Origin of the sequence: Paenibacillus campinasensis (assembly GCF_002272015.1) — a bacterium.
Taxonomy (GTDB): Bacteria; Bacillota; Bacilli; order Paenibacillales; family Paenibacillaceae; genus Paenibacillus_AQ; species Paenibacillus_AQ campinasensis.
The window spans coordinates 34,842-53,183 of sequence record NZ_NPBY01000025.1 but is presented as its reverse complement, the minus strand read 5'-3'; the positions used below and the strand labels follow the sequence as shown (position 1 = coordinate 53,183).

12 protein-coding genes and 1 pseudogene are annotated in these 18,342 nt (G+C 52.3%); 2 read left to right on the top strand and 11 right to left on the bottom strand.

Translation table 11 applies throughout. The features are described from left to right. Positions 1-690: 690 nt before the first annotated feature. The 9 genes and pseudogenes from CHH67_RS07495 to CHH67_RS07450 all read right to left on the bottom strand — a co-directional run bounded on the left by CHH67_RS07495 (position 691) and on the right by CHH67_RS07450 (position 12,794). Positions 691-1,905 carry an asparaginase gene (locus CHH67_RS07495; RefSeq protein WP_095264547.1) on the bottom strand — a complete coding sequence of 405 codons (1,215 nt, stop codon included), beginning with the start codon at positions 1,903-1,905 and terminating at the stop codon, positions 691-693. A 420-nt stretch (positions 1,906-2,325) separates the two neighbouring features. Next, positions 2,326-3,513 (bottom strand): annotated as a pseudogene (locus CHH67_RS26715) (right-handed parallel beta-helix repeat-containing protein); the annotation flags it as partial. Positions 3,514-4,710: 1,197 nt separating this feature from the next. Next, on the bottom strand, positions 4,711-5,349 hold the full coding sequence (locus CHH67_RS07480) for a hypothetical protein (RefSeq protein WP_095264545.1): 639 nt from the start codon (positions 5,347-5,349) through the stop codon (positions 4,711-4,713). A gap of 130 nt (positions 5,350-5,479) precedes the next feature. Further along, positions 5,480-6,325, bottom strand: coding sequence for a hypothetical protein (locus CHH67_RS07475; RefSeq protein WP_095264544.1), 846 nt, complete (start codon positions 6,323-6,325; stop codon positions 5,480-5,482). Continuing rightward, positions 6,315-6,854, bottom strand: a complete 540-nt coding sequence (locus CHH67_RS07470; protein WP_095264543.1) for an RNA polymerase sigma factor — start codon at positions 6,852-6,854, stop codon at positions 6,315-6,317. Before CHH67_RS07470 ends, CHH67_RS07475 begins: the two co-directional genes overlap by 11 nt. Before the next feature lie 276 nt (positions 6,855-7,130). After that, the gene (locus CHH67_RS07465; protein WP_095264542.1) at positions 7,131-8,552 is read right to left on the bottom strand and encodes a sucrose-specific PTS transporter subunit IIBC; all 1,422 of its coding nucleotides are present in this window, start codon (positions 8,550-8,552) and stop codon (positions 7,131-7,133) included. After that, a complete protein-coding gene (locus CHH67_RS07460; protein ID WP_095264541.1) occupies positions 8,549-10,045 on the bottom strand; it encodes a glycoside hydrolase family 32 protein in 1,497 nt (498 codons plus the stop codon). Before CHH67_RS07460 ends, CHH67_RS07465 begins: the two co-directional genes overlap by 4 nt. A 173-nt stretch (positions 10,046-10,218) precedes the next feature. Further along, positions 10,219-11,211: a LacI family DNA-binding transcriptional regulator gene (locus CHH67_RS07455; RefSeq protein WP_095264540.1), complete on the bottom strand. Its 993-nt coding sequence runs from the start codon at positions 11,209-11,211 to the stop codon at positions 10,219-10,221. A 179-nt stretch (positions 11,212-11,390) separates the two neighbouring features. Then, complete coding sequence (locus CHH67_RS07450; protein ID WP_095264539.1) at positions 11,391-12,794, bottom strand: MATE family efflux transporter; 1,404 nt, start codon at positions 12,792-12,794, stop codon at positions 11,391-11,393. A gap of 158 nt (positions 12,795-12,952) precedes the next feature. Here CHH67_RS07450 and CHH67_RS07445 point away from each other — a divergent pair, with 158 nt between their 5' ends. Beyond that, entirely contained in the window at positions 12,953-13,822 is an 870-nt protein-coding gene (locus CHH67_RS07445; protein WP_095264538.1) for a helix-turn-helix transcriptional regulator, read from the top strand. A gap of 164 nt (positions 13,823-13,986) precedes the next feature. Further along, entirely contained in the window at positions 13,987-14,148 is a 162-nt protein-coding gene (locus CHH67_RS26155; RefSeq protein WP_179292079.1) for a hypothetical protein, read from the top strand. A gap of 521 nt (positions 14,149-14,669) precedes the next feature. On the opposite strand, the gene CHH67_RS07440 is transcribed toward CHH67_RS26155, so the two are convergent. Next, positions 14,670-16,271 carry a response regulator gene (locus tag CHH67_RS07440; RefSeq protein WP_095264537.1) on the bottom strand — a complete coding sequence of 534 codons (1,602 nt, stop codon included), beginning with the start codon at positions 16,269-16,271 and terminating at the stop codon, positions 14,670-14,672. After that, entirely contained in the window at positions 16,246-18,177 is a 1,932-nt protein-coding gene (locus CHH67_RS07435) for a sensor histidine kinase (RefSeq protein WP_095264536.1), read from the bottom strand. Before CHH67_RS07435 ends, CHH67_RS07440 begins: the two co-directional genes overlap by 26 nt. Positions 18,178-18,342: the final 165 nt, after the last annotated feature.

Below are 18,342 nucleotides of genomic sequence, written 5' to 3'. Positions count from 1 at the left end.
TTTCATCGCGATCAACGCCTCCATGCAGGCTTCCTCGCTGTGGTAACGGCTGTGGAATGGTTGAAGCACTGCCTCCTCACGAAACTCCATATCTGCTCATCCTCCCGAACTCTAAATTTACGTACATACGTTCGTTTTCTCCTATATTATACCAAACATACGTTCTGTTTTCAACGGAAACCGTCAATTTGTTATCTATTATTTTCCTGCAACCCTGTATATCAATCTGTCCTTACTTGCTCCCTTACTTGCTCCCTTACTTGCTCCCTTAAATGCCCCTGTTCTCTAGGCTCCTCACGCCCTCTCTTCCTCTTCGCATCCCCCCCTTAACCCTGAACAAAAGGGATAATCATGAAAAGATGTCACAACAGGGTATAGGGCAAAAGTAACGAACAACGAGTGATGAGCCACAGATAGTTGGGACAGGTGATTGGGACAGGTGATTGGGACAGGTGATTGGAACGGGCGAACAGCAACGAACAACGGGTAGTGGGCAAAGAGCAATTGCAACGAACGGCGGTTAACGGGCGATGGGTAATGGACAACCGGTAATGGACAACCGGTAATGACAATAGGCAATGGGCAAGAAAAAAAGACCGCCAGGGCAGCCCTGGCGGCAACAATATATAGGAATAAGAGGAAGGAACTACAATTAGATCATTAAGCAAGTATCCACAACCAATGTATGAATCAAACTTCCGGTGTCCCGTAAGTTTCAAACCAACCTTTGATGGTATCGAAATCCTTAGTGAAGGAAAGCGAGAGCAGAAGCAGTACCCGTGCCTGCTGAGGGCTCAGATTATCACCAGAGATAATCCCTTCACCGCTGCTGTACACACTGCCCGATCCGGTGCGCGTCGTCGATACGAAGATAACGCCCTTCTCGATGGCTTCCCTGCGGGCTGCACTCATGTCTCGCGAGATGCCGCCTGCACCGGTTCCAGCGGTTACGATACCTTGTGCTCCGTCAGCTACAAAGCCTCGAATCGCGCCGCCGCCAGCTTCCTGATAGGAAACGGCGATCTCCACCTTGGCCAGATCCTCTTTGGAGATTTTCGACAAGTCGAAGACCGGTTTACCTTCTCCCTCAGGGAGTGTCACACGTTTTGGAGCGCGATAGATACGGATGGTCTTCTCATCAACATATCCGATAGCACCCAGCATTGGAGTCTGGAAAGTGTCCATACGGTTAGCATCGGTTTTCGTCACACCGCGAGCAGGATGAATCGTGTCATTCAGCATGAGCACCGTTCCGAACGATTCTGTCCGTCCGCTGGCAGCCAGCTTGATCGCGTTGTACAGATTGGCCTGGGCATCGGAGCCCACCACCGTCCATGGTCTCATGGCGCCTGTAATAACTACCGGTTTATCGCTCTGAACGGTGAGATCCAGGAAATACGCGATCTCCTCCATCGTGTCCGTGCCTGTCGTGACCACTACGCTGTCATACACTTCCAGCGCTTTGTCAACCGTCAACGATAAGTCGTACAGGTCATTAAACGTATAGGAGCCTGATCCAGCGTTGCCGAATTGGAGCGTGCTGACGTCCGCCATTTTATCCTTGTCCGGAAGCTCATTCACCATGTCTTCAATCGCCAGCGTACCCGCCCTGTAGGTCTGGAAACTGGTAGCATCCGTCGATTGCCCCGCAATCGTTCCGCCGGTGCCAATGACGAGCACGTTTGGACGCTGGGACTGCTTGAAGGCATCCAATAGCGGAGGAATGGTCGTATTCCGAACCGGGCCTGCTGGTGCCGGAGGCGCTACTACGGTTGCTGTTCCCTTCACTTCCGTTACGGTTGCGGCCTGTGCCGTGTAAGCCCCAACAGGGGACACCGAGATCATCAATGCCGCCAAGGCTGCCGTGCTCCATACGGCCAGAGGATGTTTTGTGCTTTTCTTCATGTACGCTCACTCCTTGATGTTATGTAAGTTTTTATTACGCGAAAACCGGTATGAATGTAAATTCATTGTATTTAACGTCAGTTATTATGACAAACTTGACATCGACAAGGGAATCCGCTTTCAAATTAAGAATATTAGAGATATCCCATTATTTTCATTCGTTTTTGAGTATATATAAGAAAAAGTTGGCAATGTCATTCCCAGTAATCTTAGTTTATCTACCGAACAATTATGTTATAAAACATTACATAAATGCGGAGGGCGCTATGGGGATCGCGAGCTTGAGACACACACAAGCCACCTCATGTTACAAAAACACCACCGGGAGCACCCAGTTTCACAAATGAGTGGCACTCTCCGGTGGTGTACGTTATGTTCTTCGATCGTCATAATATGGGAAGGACCCCGACTTGCATCCCGCTATCTCGGGAAGCGTGCTCCAATATCTGTCCCTGCCGGCGTTCCTGCACCTTTCAGGCTGCTGCTGCCGGTCAGCTGCAGGAAGCCGCCAATGACGGGAGCGCCGTTAGCATCGCGGCTGACCGTTGGGATCAGGCTGATAAAATCCGATGCGGTTACCTTCAGGTTTTTGGCATTCTGACTGCCTTTCGTATTGTGCCACCACAGGTTGGAACCGTCGATATCCGCGCTGGTCGCGTACTTGTCGCTTGACGAGGCTTCGAACGATAGGTTATTCGCGAACAGATGCGTGCCTCTGTCAAAAGCGAAGTTGCTGCCTGATCGGGTCCCGTTATTCCAGCTCGTATTGTTGGTCATCGTAATCGAACCCGGGTTGCTATTGTAGGTGAATCCATGCTTCTTGTTGCCAAACGCCATATTGTTCTCGACAATATGGTTGACTGGAATATTCGAGCCGCCCAGCTTGAACCCGTTACCGTCGCTGTTGGAGGTGGAATGGCCGCCTTCGGTCGAACCGTTGTTGTATGCGATGCTGTTGCGGATAATGACAGGGTAGATGGCACCGGTGTCACTCTTGGTGTAAAGGTCCCAACCGTCATCGACATTATAGGCGGCAATGCACCCGTCGAACACGTTGCCTGGACCGGATGTCAGCTTGGCCGCAAAACCGTCGGCGTCCTCTCCGTCGTCCGGGTCATAGTTGTTATGGGAGTAAACATTAATAATTTCGTTGTAACTAGGCCACTCGTCGCGTGTGGCGGAAGAAGAATAGCGGGAAATTTGCAGACCGGTGTCTTTGTTATGATGGGTTTCCACATTTTCGATTCGATTGTAATTGCCACCGATAAATATGCCGTTATCCCCGGCCTCCTTAACCTCAATTCCTTGAACATGCCAATAGTGGCCGTTAATCTGGAGACCGCGGTTCATCGGATCGAACGCTTGGGCTGAGAAGTCCAGAACAGGCTTTTCACCGTTGTAGCCTACAATGCGTTTACGCGCTCCCTCCAGTCCGTTGTTGCCACGCTCGATCAACACCGTCTCGCTGAAGGCATAGGTGCCGCCGCGCATATAGATGGTCCGCCCGGGCTGAATGCGCGTAATGGCGGATGTCAGCGTGGTCGGTTGATTCAGGGTGCCGGGGCTACCCTCCTGTCCGTTCGGTGCCACAATAAGATCGCCTTCTGCAGGCTCTGGTGCCGGACCGGGATCCTGTGGATGACCCGGGTTAGGATTCGTGCCCGGATCAGGACTGCCAGGGTCTGGGTCTGGGTCTGGACCTGTACCTGGATCTGTTCCCGGATCGGGGGTGCCTGGGCTTGGTCCCGGCCCCGGATCTGTGCCTGGATTGCTGCCGATATACACGTACAGATTATCGATGTATTGACCGATTGTCGGACTGTTCTGGGAATAGATCTTCAGGCGCTGCACCTGAGCTGCGGAGGTCGAAGCAAAGTTAGCCTGTTCCAGCTTCAGTTCACCGTTAACGTACGTATCAACCTTTTTGGTATCGGTATTCATCACGATATTGAAGCGGTACCATGTGTCCGGGGCAAAGTCGGTAACAAGCTGATGATGTGTACCGTTAACGGTTTGGGCTAGATGCCGTCCGCCGTCACGGGTCTGAATTTCGACGATCGTAGTTGAAGAGGACTCTGAAGCAGAGGAGAAAATCTCCATCGGACGAAGCGAGCTAGCACGCACGTTTCCTTCGTGGTACCAATCAAATTGTACGGTTACAATGCCTGTGAGGGGCTGATCCAGTTGGCGAATGAGCTGAGTTTGGGCGGAAGAAGAGCGATCCTCGATGTAAAGCGCGTGACCGCTGCGCTGGGGAGCAGCTGCTACCGTCACTTGATTGTGGGCGGTGGAAGGGCTTGGAGAGACGATATAGCCGCTTGGCGGCTGTCCGACAGGTTCGGAATCGAAATCGTCCTGCACTGCGTAGAGAATGTCAGCGCTTACATGGTTCGTCGAGCCAAAGGCAGTCCAGGATCCCGTCTGAATCAGCAACAACAAACACAATAGCAGGGACAGCATCGTCACTTTCGGCCTTTTCCTTGTTCTTGGACAAGGGGGGTTACCTTCTGTCTTTAGCATCAGCATACCATCATCATCCTCCCGAACTTATAATATTGCACGCTCACCTCTTCCTACCGAGTATCATTACTTCATGTTATCGATGAAAGCGCCCCTTAAATTTACATAAATACCAGGATAACCACAATAATCATTATCTTAGATATTCTAAATTTTAAGCCGTTCAGGAACTGTGAGCGGCAACTTTACGTCCCGAATCCCCTTCTGCGCTTCGTCTACCGAGCTGGTCCAAAGAGGTATGGAATCTTTTCGGTGAGGCTTAGCGAAATAAAAAAAAAGGGGCGGTTAATCCGCCCCGGCTGGGTACTCTATTGCATTCTCTTCGGTTTTCCAGTAGGTCATGATCTGGTCTTCGACGACATGATGCACATAAAACTCCTTGGCCACATCCCCGTCGAGCATGACCATGAGCTGAGCCCGCATCTGTCCGTTCGTCAGGCCCTCGATATCTACAGCGTTCACCTCGGAATCAAACCGGTACCCTTCCTCCGCAAAGTCATATCTCCATGCTGTGAAGCCCGGAAGCTTCTCGACAGCCGACGGTTCACCGAACATCGCTTGAATTTCGGCTGCTGGCTTGCCCAGAATCGGCTGCTCCTTCAGCGAATCGGCTGTGTACATGCCGGCATCATTATTTGAATTCTCCGGCACAGGTGTCCCGGCATCCTCCGTTCCCGCTGTTTCCTTATCGCTTCCTTCCGAGTTACCTTCCTTTGCTGGACCGTTATCGTCAGCTCCGTCCTCCGGCTCCGCCACTGCCGGATCATCGACTTCCCCACGCTCCGACTCTGGCAGCGTGATATCGATTCCCTGCTCGCCTCCTGGACCTCCAACCTCTTCAGCAGGCGCTTTGCCTTCCCCGCTGCAGCCACTCAGTATCAATACGCCGATCATGGTGATCACAATCGCTATCTGTTTGTGCATATCGCTGAACTCCCTTTCATACGCCTTGTTATCTCTCTCTGTCGCTTATCTCCGTCACTCTCTGGCGCTTTGTATTCATCTTCTCATCTTCTCCGATACTTTTCACTGTCATGCTGTTCATTGATTTCGGTTACTGTGGCGGCGCTGAACCCGTAATATAAAACTCCTTCATCATATGATAAAATCTCGCTCCGTAACCTTCCGAAGCTTCAAGGAAATAATGCTGCTTCACGGTGAAGCTGCCTCCCTGCTCGTTATCAAACACATAGTAACGGATCACCGGATCATCCCATTCCTGTCCGCCGCTGCCGCCAATGGCGCGCACTTCCCATCCCTGGACAGGCTCTTCGATCGATTGAGCCTCCAGTTTAGGATAATCCTTGAGCTCAGCCTGAAGCTGCTCAGCCACAGCTTGAGGGGCTTCATTCCGCTGGCTGATCTCCATATACACTTCTGGATAGCGATCATCCTCCGGCTTCTCCTTCGGCTCGATCCGGTCTATCCCGTCTCCATGAATCATCTGGAACCAGCTTTCGTCAATGTAGATGACATAGTCACTGTTTGCCCCTTCATACAGCGAATTCTCGCTGCTCTCCGGCATTCCTTCTATTTCCTGCTGCACCTCCTTCTGAGGAGCGAACCATGCCTTCACCTGATCGAACCACGCCTGGACCGGCGCGCTCTGAAAATTCAGACCGACCCATATGGACGCCGCCACCGCCGTCGTCAGCAGGAGGAGTCCTGCACGTTTGCCAGCACGGGAGCGTCCGCGGCCCCGCCGTGTTCCGCGTGCTCTGAATGTTGGCTCCTCCGAGCCGGGAACGGCAGACTCCTTATTATTCGCCTGACCATCCATCCGCTCTTCTTCAATGCGTCCCTTGATCGCTGTCCAAATTTCCTCTTTGTAGCGAAGGGCATCCTCTGTCCCTTTTTCCAAATCGTCTTTCAGCTGCTTGTCAATGTGTTCACGAGCCATGAAACTCCCCTCCTCTGTTCAATACCCATTCCTTCAGCTTCTTCCTCGCCTGAAACAGCCTTGACTTCACCGTGTTCACATTCAGATCCATCAGCTCGGCGATATCCTTCTCCGCCAGGTCATTCAAGTATTTCAGGATGACGGGAATGCGATGCTTGTCATCCAGCTGCTGCACCATTTCATACACCTCGCCGTGGCGATCAAACTCGTAAGTGTCCGTCTCCGAAGGAAGATCCTTTTCCTCCGAAATTTCCGAGGGCACCATTCTGGCATGCTTCTTTAAATAACGATTGCACTCATTATAGAGAATCCGATAAAACCAAGGCTCAAACGGTCTGTCCAGATCATAGGAGCCCAAATTGCGGTATACCCGGATAAACGTCTCCTGCACAACATCCGCGGCGCTCGCCGCACTGCCGGTAATCGCTGCTGCCGTACGGATCGCACGATCCGCATACAGCCGGTATAGCTGTTCAAACAACTCATCACTGTATTCCTGTTGTAATCGTACGATAAGGTCGTGTTCCAACCGTGCTGCCTCCTTTCCAATTGGCCAATCACTTACAATACCCGGCATGGAAACGAAAAGTTTTAATTTATTTTATTTTCTCATATTGTGGGGGCCATGCAAAAAATGGCTGGTGAAAAGCAGCTCCCGCGATCTAGCAGCACGAGCTCCTTGTCATGTGCCCCCTGCCTGCAGCAGCGCGGAACGGCTGCCAACAACAAAAAGGCGCCTTCTCCCGGGTGGTAGACCCGGCGAAGACGCCTTGCACATGCTTGCTCATAGGCTATTTCACGCTCGTTATTTCGACTCTGTCTTTACTTCATCCATCATTTTATCATTAAAGCCGAACATCCAGGTAAGGACAAAGGCCACCGCCATCGCGGTCAGATTGCATAGGATGTAAATCGGCAGCTGGCTGTTCAGATACAGCAGTGTGCCTGGAATCACCGTAATCGCCATGCCGGTCGCCGCCAGGTTGAAGATCGAGGCCATGAAGCCCCCGATGCCTCCGCCGATGAGACCCATAATGAACGGCTTCACATAGCGCAGATTCACCCCGAATATCGCAGGCTCCGATATGCCGAGAAATGCGGAGAACGAGGACGGCAGAGATAATGCTTTCAGCTTCTTGTTTCTCGTCTTCATGCCGACAGCCAGACAAGCTGCGCCCTGTGCCGCCATAGCACTGGTGACAATGGCATTAAACGGATTGCGCCCTGTCTGCTCCAGCAGCTGGATTTCCAGGAAATTAAAGATATGATGAACTCCCGTTACAACAATGATCTGATTAAAGAAGCCGATCAACAGTCCCGCGATACCAAACGGAAGATCAAGGAGGTAGATGATCGCACTCAGAATGACATCTTCAAGCGAATGGAAGATCGGACCGATCGCGAACAGACCGAGCAGGATCATGACCAGTAATGTGACAAACGGAGTAATAATCAAATCGATCGCATCAGGAATGCGCTTTCTTAGGAAGCGTTCGAACTTCGCTCCGAGCAGCCCCATGAAGAACGCGGGCAATACCGACCCCTGATAGCCAACCACCGGGATAAAACCGAACATGATCAGTGCTTCTTCAGACCCGTTGGCTACGTTGTAGGCATTGGGCAAGGCCGGATTGACAAGCATCAGGCCAAGCACGATGCCCAGCACCGGGCTGCCCCCGAACACTCTGAAAGTTGACCAGGCCACCAGGGCAGGCAAAAACGCAAATGCCGTGTCCGTCAGCACCTGGGTGAACATGAGAAAGTTAGCCGAAATATCGTCCGGCGCCATCCCGAACCAGGCGAGCACCGTCTCCTGGGTCAGCAGCCCTCGAAGTCCCATGAACAGCCCCGTCGCCACCAATACCGGAATGATCGGGACGAACACGTCACCAAACGTGCGGATCGCGCGCTGAAGCACGTTGCCTGATTTTTTGGCCTCGGATTTCAGCTCTTCGGTACTGGTGCTCTCCAGCCCGAGTTTCTCCACAGCTTCAAAGATTTGATTGACGGTACCGGTACCGAAGATGATCTGATACTGACCGGCGTTGAAAAAAGCCCCTTTTACCTTGTCGATATTCTCAACCTTCTTCTGGTCGATCTTCTGCTGATCGTGAACCATAATGCGAAGCCGGGTTGCACAATGCGCGAAGGAGGCGATATTCTCCCTGCCGCCGATGGCTTCAATGACCTGTTTAGCAATCTCCTGGTTGCTTGCTGCCATGCTCATTCATTCCCTTCCATATCATTTACGGCCCGCGCCACGTCCCATTGGACGACCTTCAGACGGGCACTGCCGTTATTGGCAAAAAAGCGAATTTCTGTACTGTCCGGATGTGGAAAGATCCGGCTTGTAAACACCTCTTCCCCATCATTCACAAACAGTTCCACCGAGGAGGTGTCCACAAACAGATGGAGCTTGAGGCGCTTCGCCTCCAGCCTGCATGAGCGGGTCGAGCCGTGCGTGCTGTCAATCATCGCCCCGGCCTCCGAACGGTCAAGCGTTAACGTTCGCCGGACCGTGTCATAATGAATGACGGTCCGCTCCGCCCCCGCCGCCCGGAATTCGATTCCTACTGCTTCCGCATCGATCTCATCGAACTCGCCGATAAGCTCAAATGCAGTGCCGCTGACACCTGCATAAGACTTTTTCTCATTGGTTATAGTGTCCTGAACCTCACGCTGCTCTCTTCTCAGCTTACCCAGCTCCTCAACCGGCTGTTGCACTAGCTTGCCGCCTCGAAGCTCCAGCGTTCTCGGAATGGTCAGGCAATGTGCCCAGCCATGCGCATCCGTCGGATAACCGATCTCCGCCTGCCCCAACCAGCCGACGAGGATACGGCGTCCTCGTTCATCCACCATGGTCTGCGGCGCATAGAAATCAAAGCCCCTGTCCAACTCCTGAAAGGCGCCATGCTCAAACACCAGCGTCTCCCGGTCAAGCGGCTGACCGGTCAGGTAGCCGGATTGATAAATATTTCTGAACTGTTCTCCTTCTGGCGCAATGCCCTGCGGACAGAACAGCAGGACTCCCTGACCATCCAGTTCAAAATAATCCGGACATTCCCACATGTAGCCAAAATGCTTCAGCTTCGTCTGGATCTCCCCGACGAACTGCCATTCCAGAAGATCCAGAGACTCATACATTACGGCGGTTCCCGTAGCGTCCACCCGCTGAGCACCGATCACGCACCGATACCTATCCTTATCCTTCCACACCTTCGGATCGCGAAAGTGCTCGGTGTACCCCTCCGGCACATGGTCAATGAGCGGCTCGGCCAGCTTGGTCACTGTCCCATTCGCATCCATCACAGCCATGCACTGATAGGAGCGCCTGTTCCAGTTCCGGTCCCTGGCATTGCCCGTGTACATCAGATACAGCTGGTCATCCTTTACGATGCCGCTTCCTGAATAAGCCCCATACTGATCATACGGCTCCTTCGGCTCGATGGCGATGCCGGCATTGCGCCAGAAGACCAGGTCCTTCGATGCCGTGTGGTACCAATATTTAAGCCCGTGGTAGGCGCCCAGCGGGAACCATTGATAGAACAGGTGATACTCACCTGCGTAATAAGCAAATCCGTTCGGGTCGTTCAATAGGCCGGTAATCGGCTGAATGTGATACGTCTGCCTCCAGACGCTATCCCTCACCTTCTTCCTCAAGTCCGATATTTCTTCGGGAGAAGCCTGTTCCAGGCGGCGGTATTTCTGTTCTCTGTTCATATCCTTCTCCTTACTGAATGAGTTGTGGCGGCACGAAACACCAACGATGAAACAGCTAAAACAACACCTTGATTGGAACCGGTTCCAGTGAATAGTAAAAATAATGAACACAGTTCCAAAGAGGCGTTTCACCATATTGGAACCGGTTCCGTTTGATTAGAGTATAAAGGATGTTATTTCCGATTGTCAACGCTTTCCCGCTCCATAAATTCATAGGACAATACGGTAAGCGGATCAACATGCTCCTCCTGCACCAGCTTGATGACATGCCGGGCTGCCAGACGGCCCGCCGCTGCATAGCCATATTTGATGGTGGTCAGACCGGGATGAATGACTTCGGTCACATCGTAACCCCCGAAGCCTGTAACCGAGATATCCTCCGGAATCCGGATTCCCCGCATATGGGCTGCCTTCATCACCCCAAGGGCAATGTTGTCGGTTGCGCATACGATCGCTGAAGGCTGCCGGTCACGGCTGCCCAGAATGTCAGAGGCCGCTTCGACCGCTGCCGACATTCGAAACCCGCTCTCATAAAAGTCGGCCGAAGCCCCCCCATGCTCCTTGAGCGCCTGTTGAAATCCAAGCTTGCGCTGGACTCCTACGGCCACGTCCTTCTCGGTTACTCCTAAATAAGCGATATCCCGGTGCCCTTTGGCTAAAATATACCGGCCAATATCATATCCCGCCGCGAAATCATCATAAATAATGCTGTGGACATCCTGATGCTGCTGACCGAGTAGAATAACGGGGATTCCGATTTCCTCAATCGCCGTCAGGTGAGACGTTGTGATCTGTGTAGCAAATAAGACGATCCCTGATATTTTCTGCCTGGCGAGGTCATATAATGCCTCGATCTCCCGCGACAGATCCTGGCTCGTGTTGATAATAAGCAGCTGGTAGCCGCTCTCCCGCAGCGCTTCGTCCATGCCGGTCACCGTCTGGGATGAAGCGAAGGAATCAAGCCGGGGCACCACCGCACCAATCATGCTGGTCTTCTTCGCTTTCAAGCTCTGGGCAAAGGAGTTCGGGATATATCCCGTTTCCTTGATGACATGCTCGATTTTCCGCCGGGTTGCCTCGCTGACCGAACCGCCGTTCAAGTAGCGCGACACCGTGCTTTTGGCCACACCCGCGATTTTTGCAATATCTGAAATGGTATTCTTCATGTTATCCTCCGTGAACCTTATCCAAGGCCTGTCCTGCCTGAAGGACGGGACATCTTATCTGCAAGGCAGCACACTCATCCCGATCCTCACTTGCATTCTAAATATAACATGCAGGCAGGTTAGCAGGAAACTAAGGACCTGATCCGTCCGTACCGGACCAGGTCCCATCGCTTAATAGGTTACACACCCGCAGCTGCAACCGGTTCTCCCGGCTTCTTCACGGCATCTGCCGGAACAGCTCCGTCCGGATTCTCTGCCTTCCGCAAGTACTTCTGACCGCGCCAACGAAGATATGACAGCGCTCCACGCAAGTATTCGTCAGCAATCATACAGGAGTAGATGCCGATCAGTCCCCAGCCCAGCCGGATGCCCAGCACATAGGACAGGACCGTCGCCACAATCCACATCGAGCCGAGCGAGATATACATCGTGAACCGGGTGTCGCCCACTGCGTTCAGCGAGTTGCCAAGCGCCATGTTGATCATTTTGCCCGGCTGCAGAATCAGATTCATCCCGAGCAGGGATGCGCCAAGCGCAATAATCGCCGGGTCACTCGAGAACAGACCGAGCAGCTGTTTGCCGAACACATACAGAATGAACGCGTTCACGACGACATAGATTAGCCCGAACCCCAGCGCCCGGTAAGCACTCCGGTATGCTTCGCGGATGCGGCCTTCCCCGTACAGATGCGCAATCTGAATCTGGGCAGCCATAGCAATCGAGGAGCCAAGCAGGAAGCAGAACGACTCCAGCGTGTTCATATAGGTTCTTGCCGCCAGCTCCGTCGCTCCAAGAGTCGCGATGAAGGCGTAAATGATCAGCTGCGAGAACACCCAGCAGGACAGATTGACGCCAAGCGGCCAGCCAATTCTCAGAATTTCGCCGAACAGCGGGCGATCAAAGACTTTGAATTCACGCCATTTGATCCGGTATTCAAACGACCGCAGGAACATGTATATCAGCAGCAGCACCGCCAGCAAACGGCTGGCCACCGTAGAGATCGCCACACCCGCCAGTCCCCACTCCGGGAACCCGAACGCACCAAAAATAAACCCGTAGTTCATAATCACATGAATGATGTTCATGCCAATCGCCACATACATCGGCCCGCGCGTATTGCCCGTGTTGCGAATGACCGTGCTCAGCGTGGACATCATGGCAACCAGTACCATGCCCCCGCCGACGATGGAAATATACGTTCCTGCCAGCGGCAGCAGATGCTCCGGCATTTGCAGGACCGAAGCAATCGATTCGGGCATGACATACAAAACGACGCTGCATGCAATCCCGATGATCGTTGTCGAACTAACCGCCATAATCGCGATGATTCGTGCATCGCCAGACTTGCGGGAGCCGAGCTTCTGGGCGATCAGGATGCCCGCACCGCTGGCCACCGTCACGAACAGGGTCGTCATCGCCTGAAACAGCTGGTTGGAGAATCCGACCACGGCCACCGCATCATCCGATATCCGGCTGACCATCAATGTATCAACTGCCCCCAGCAGAAACTGCAGGAACAGCTCAATAAATATGGGCCATGCGAGTACCCATAACGTGAATTTTTTAGTATCTTTATCCAACATTCCAACCTCCAGTGAAGTATAGAGCAATTCTGTCTGACTTGGGCCAAACCGCGTTTAGCCTTAACACATTATAGATGGTATACTGGAGATAAAATATCAGTTTACGAACGTAAATTTTAAATATTCAAACCTCGAATTTACGAAAGGGCTTTCTTTTTATGACACTGCTGAACTTCCGGGTTCCCCCGCTTCCGGAATACATTCATAGCGGGATGACCCATGCTCCCATCGGAGCCGGACATCCGAATCGCATCAATATCGGCATCTTCGATCTTCTTGTTGTGAGAAGAGGACAGCTGGACGTCACCGAGAATGGCCGTCCGTATGAGATCAAGCCGGGCATGTTCCTTATTTTGCGGCCGGATACCCACCATTACGGGACCCGAGGATGTGTGGTGGATACCGATTATTACTGGCTCCACTTTCAAACTTCAGGCGAGTGGAGCGCGGACGAGTCCGGCACACTCCTAAGGAAGGAAGAGATTACGGAGCTCAAGGCAATGACGCCTAACTATTTCACGATCAAAATCCCGCTGTTCGGCACCCTGCCCCAGCCTGCGAAAGCGCTGGAACTGCTGGCCGCACTGTCCTCGCTCGCCCAGCATGGCCATCAGCCGAAGTCGCTGTGGCGGCAGCAGGTCGTTTTTCAGGAGCTGATCGAGCAGCTGGCCGCGGCGCTTGACACGCCCGCCGCCTCTCCTTCATCCGCCTGCGCGGAGAAGGCTGCCGCTTATTTGCGCCAGCATTACCGGGAGGACTTCAAAGCTCAGAGGCTCGGGGACAGCATCAATTTTCACCCGGTCTATATCGCCAGATGCATGCAGAAGGAATTCGGCTGCTCCCCTGTCGAATATTTGCAGCGCTACCGGATCGAACAGGCGAAAATGCTGCTGCTGCAAACCGACATGAGCATCAGCCGTGTTGCGGAAGAGGTCGGCTTCAATCACGCGGCCTACTTTACATCCTCTTTTGCCAAGATCGAAGGGATTTCCCCGCGCCAGTATCGACAGCGTTTCTTTATGAAATAATGCGTTCGGCTAAATAATCCTACAAAAAAACTTGCATTTGACCGGGAAGTCGTTATAATGAAGGTAGTTATATGATAATGATTATCATTACCGGACAAGTGAGAAAGCACTGAGAACGTGCCCCCTTGACTGCGAGTTTATATAAAAGGAGAGCCGGATGCCCGATGAAAACCACTTTTAAGCGTAGTTCTCTGCAGATTGACGATTACCTGGACCTGTTGAATCTGGCGATTCAGCTTGGCGATGAGAAATGGCAGAAGGAAATCACCCGCAAAATGGCGATGAACCTGTCCTGCATGGAGTCCGCCGCTACAGCTGGGCAATAAGATAGAGACTTGTCGTTTGACGAAAGATACGTTTACTCCACTATGCAGCGCGTGCCTCTCAGGCACGCGTTTTCTATTGGGCCTTAGCGTTAGCCAGCCGTGCAGTCGGTGCAGTCATGCGGTCGCTGGAGTCCATGCAGGCCATGCAGTCGTGCGGTCGACGGGGTTCATGCAGACCGTGCAGTCATGCGGTCGATGGGGTCCATGCGGGCCCCGTGCAATCGTGCGGTCGTGGTCGTGGCCAAAGCACGGACTCGCTTTACCGGGGGCTTAGCATCATTATCCCCTTTGGTCAGGGCAGCTACCTTCCTGAACAAAAGGGATAATGATGCTAAGGAGGTACGGAAAGGCAACAAACACGCATCAAGATGGCAAAAAGCAGCCCCCCAATGAAGAGAGGACTGCTTTCTTCTCCATACAATTTAAGGCGTGGGTGTGTGTGCCGCAAGGCTCCTTCCTTTGCTTTCCTTCCCAGAACATCAACATGGTTCCCAGGGCCTGATAAGCTGCAGGGGAATGTCCTAGCTGCAGTCCGAATCGCTGTTCAAGCTCGCTTCGATCTGCAGCTTCAACCGGTACTCATGCGGGGAAATGCCCTCCAGCTCCTTGAACACGCGGGAGAATTGCTTGGAATTCTCGAAGCCGACCGCCTTGCCGATATCCATCGTCTTCATCGATTCTTTCTCCAGCAGCTCCTTGGCCTTAGCGATTCGCAGCTTCTTCAGGTAGACCACAAAGTTCTCCCCTGTATGATTCTTGAACGCCTCGCTGAAATACGAATAATTCAAAGATACATGATTGCTCACCATCGCCATATTGAGCGGTTTATGGTAGTTTTCCTCCATGAAGGTTATCGCCGCTTTAATCTCCGAATGCTCGCTGTGGGCGGTGCGAACGCCTTTAATGTAATCATTCACCCCCAGCAGCAGAAACTCCAGATTGCGATAGTAGTCATGGAAATGACGGAAGTTGTCCATCGTGCCGACTCTGCGGTACAGCTTGAGCACCTCGACCAGCGACTCCCCATACTTGCGGAACACCTCGTCAAATACTTGTTCATTGATCCGCCGGCTCACCCGCTCCAAATACTCGATGTCCACATTCGGCATATCCTCTATGTGAAAAATTTCCGACAGCAGAACCTTCAGATCGCGCTCTCGCTCCGTGCCCAGCAGGTTGCCCAATCTGCGTATTCCCTCTTCCGGCACCGGATAGCTGCGGCGCTGCCCCTCAATGTCCTTATGCTTCATCAGCCGGATATTCGGATAGATAAACGTATAGCTCAGCGCTGTAAACGCCTCTCTGTAACATTTCCGAATGTCCGTATACTCCCGTCCTTCCCTGCTGATCCCCAGGAACAGTCCATCCAGCTCTCTTACTGCAAACGTCCGGGACAACTCCTCGAACATCTCCATGGAGCTGCCAACCATGACAACTCTTCCGGTTCCGTTATGGAAACAAGCATTTACCTTGCCTAGCGATCCGTCATGCAGGTTCTCCACCAACTGCTTCAATTCATCCCGATTCATAACAGTGCCATCCATATACTTGTATTTCATCACGGCGACCCAGAACGGCTTCGTAAAGGCATCGAATCCAATCGCTCCCTCACCGTTCTCCTCATTCATCTCCTGACCTTCCGGAAGCTCCAGCAGCTCTTTCAGACGCTCGATTCGAAGCTGCTGCAGATACATTTCGCTTTCCGCCACTTTCTTGGTCATATCCGCCTGTCGGCTCAGCGCTTCCTCCGACTTTCGGAGAGCGGCAAACAGCTCATCCCTCCGGATCGGCTTCAGCAAATAATCCTTGACTTGATACTGGATTGCAGCCTTCGCATACTCAAAATCATCATATCCGCTCAGAATAATCACAATCGGCCTTATCCCTCGCCCGCTTCCGCTCTCCATATCAGCCAGGGACTTAATCAGCTCGATTCCGTCCATCACAGGCATACGAATATCCGTTATGACAATATCTGCCGCATGTTCCTGGTAAATCCCCACAGCCTCTCGTCCATGAGCGGCCATACGGATATCATACATGTCCGGAAATTCTCTTTCGATCATCGTCTTCAGTCCGTACCGGATATTACGCTCGTCATCCACGATCATCAGACTTCTCATCTATTATGCCCCCTCTTGAAATTAACACCTTTGGAAACGTGATGGTGACCATGGTGTACTGCCCTTCCTCGCTGCTTACGTCAAGACCGTATTCTTTGCCATAAAAGAGCTGGATACGCTGATGAACATTTCGCAGACCTATGCCCTCTGTCCGTTGATCACTGCGGGCATATCCCGCCTGCGGCAGCTCATGAAACTCCGACATCCGGATATTCTCGTTCAGGCGGCCAAGCCGATACGGCTCAATTCCGATCCCGTTATCGGTCACATATATGGTGATCTCATCCTCCTGCCAGGCCACGACCTCGATCTTAATCTTGCGCTCTCCGTCCTCAATACCTGGCCATGCATGCTTCACTGCGTTTTCCACGATCGGCTGCAGCGACATCTTCAGCATTTCCAGCTCCATGAACTCTGATGGAATGCACAGCTCGAGCCGGACCGGCTCGTCGAAACGGATGTTCATCACATCAATATAATTGCGTATGTGCTGGATCTCATCCTTCAGCTTGACGTACTCACCTGACCATTTAAAGTTATAGCGCATCATCCCTCCAAGGGAAGTCAATGCATCTGATATCGTCCGCTGACCCTCGATCTCCGCCAGCATCTTAATATTTTCTAGTGTATTATACAGAAAATGAGAGTCGATTTGGCTATGAAGCGTGCGCAGCTCCGCTTCCTTAGTCACAGCCTGCTTGCGAACGCCCTGGGCGATCAGCTCGTGAATGGTATGGATCAGCTTGTTGAAATGATGGGCCAGCTCCCCGATTTCTCCGCCGCCGCGAATATCGATTCGGGATTCCACCTCACCCCTTCTGACACGCTTCATCGTCTCCGTTAATCGACGCAGATTTTTCAGAATAAACGTATTCATGAAATACGTAATGACCGAGAGCACACCGATCAGAATGACAAATGCGGTAATAATCTGCTTCTGCGCCCCGGACACCTGATCAAGCGCCCCCTCCAAAGACACCACGTTGAGCACATCCGCCTGAAGACGTTCAAGAGACGTGGTGATCAGCAGATACGGTTCTCCCTCCACCACAAACCGGGTATGGACGATATCCTTGCGCTCCTCGTTCTCCTCGGCCTGCTCCTTCAACATGGCTAATTGTGACAATACTTCCTGCTGAAGCGCTTCATTATTCGCCATAAACGACTGGTTGCGGTCCATGAACAACCGGCCCTCCCGGTCCACAATCGCCATCTGAGAGCCCTCATCGTAGATGCCAGCGAACATTTTCGGAGCAAAATGCATCATAAGCATATCAACCTGGAGAATACCGGAGTACGCCCCGATGTCCATCTCGCGAATGAGCGATACTTTCGGCCGCTCCTCGAACACGTCGGTTGCATTCCGGCGCAGCAGATCCGGGTCCCGATGATTGAACACCCACATCTCTCGCCCATCCAGCTTCTTGGCATCGGCATACCACTGCTCCTGAATAATGCGCCGCTCCTGAAAAATCACCGGCCAGATCTCCATCACAAACGGATTGTTCGTATGCAGTCGCAAATGCAAAATATTCGGATTATTTGTCTGGATTCGCTCGATATCCTTGATCGGCCCTCGTGCCAGATCAATCAGGCCAGCCGGTTCAAGCTCGTCATCGGTCTTCAGGTATTCCTTGATGGCCGAATCTGAAACCGCTAGCAGCGCCGCCACTTCCATCGCTTCAATCTGGCTTAGCATATTGATTTTTTCCATTTCCAGCAGAAACGAATTCTGATTCAGCGCATCGCTGATATACGTGTCCTGAATCTGGGTAAAGAAGTAATTCGACACGATGATGCTAGGAATCAAAAGAATGACAATATACGTGGCCACCAGGCGGCTTTGCATCGATCTGCGCCCGAACCAATATCGAAAATCTTCAACCATTGACGCTATACGATTCATGACGGGTCACTTCCTGTTGTTTCTTGGACTTCTACCGGCAAGTAAGACCCGCCGATACGTGATAACATCACTATCATAGCTCTTCACGCGGCAAAAGGCACCCCTTATCCGATTTTATTCGGACACGAGGTACCTTGCAGCCGTTAATTTCCTATTGCATTCCCA

What these genes read in the sequence shown, in the direction of transcription:
- CHH67_RS07495 (WP_095264547.1), bottom strand. Translation starts at nt 1,905, where the DNA reads ATGAAGAAAAGCACAAAACATCCTCTGGCCGTATGGAGCACGGCAGCC.
- CHH67_RS07480 (WP_095264545.1), bottom strand. Translation starts at nt 5,349, where the DNA reads ATGCACAAACAGATAGCGATTGTGATCACCATGATCGGCGTATTGATA.
- CHH67_RS07475 (WP_095264544.1), bottom strand. Translation starts at nt 6,325, where the DNA reads ATGGCTCGTGAACACATTGACAAGCAGCTGAAAGACGATTTGGAAAAA.
- CHH67_RS07465 (WP_095264542.1), bottom strand. Translation starts at nt 8,552, where the DNA reads ATGAGCATGGCAGCAAGCAACCAGGAGATTGCTAAACAGGTCATTGAA.
- CHH67_RS07460 (WP_095264541.1), bottom strand. Translation starts at nt 10,045, where the DNA reads ATGAACAGAGAACAGAAATACCGCCGCCTGGAACAGGCTTCTCCCGAA.
- CHH67_RS07455 (WP_095264540.1), bottom strand. Translation starts at nt 11,211, where the DNA reads ATGAAGAATACCATTTCAGATATTGCAAAAATCGCGGGTGTGGCCAAA.
- CHH67_RS07450 (WP_095264539.1), bottom strand. Translation starts at nt 12,794, where the DNA reads ATGTTGGATAAAGATACTAAAAAATTCACGTTATGGGTACTCGCATGG.
- CHH67_RS07445 (WP_095264538.1), top strand. Translation starts at nt 12,953, where the DNA reads ATGACACTGCTGAACTTCCGGGTTCCCCCGCTTCCGGAATACATTCAT.
- CHH67_RS26155 (WP_179292079.1), top strand. Translation starts at nt 13,987, where the DNA reads ATGAAAACCACTTTTAAGCGTAGTTCTCTGCAGATTGACGATTACCTG.
- CHH67_RS07440 (WP_095264537.1), bottom strand. Translation starts at nt 16,271, where the DNA reads ATGAGAAGTCTGATGATCGTGGATGACGAGCGTAATATCCGGTACGGA.
- CHH67_RS07435 (WP_095264536.1), bottom strand. Translation starts at nt 18,177, where the DNA reads ATGAATCGTATAGCGTCAATGGTTGAAGATTTTCGATATTGGTTCGGG.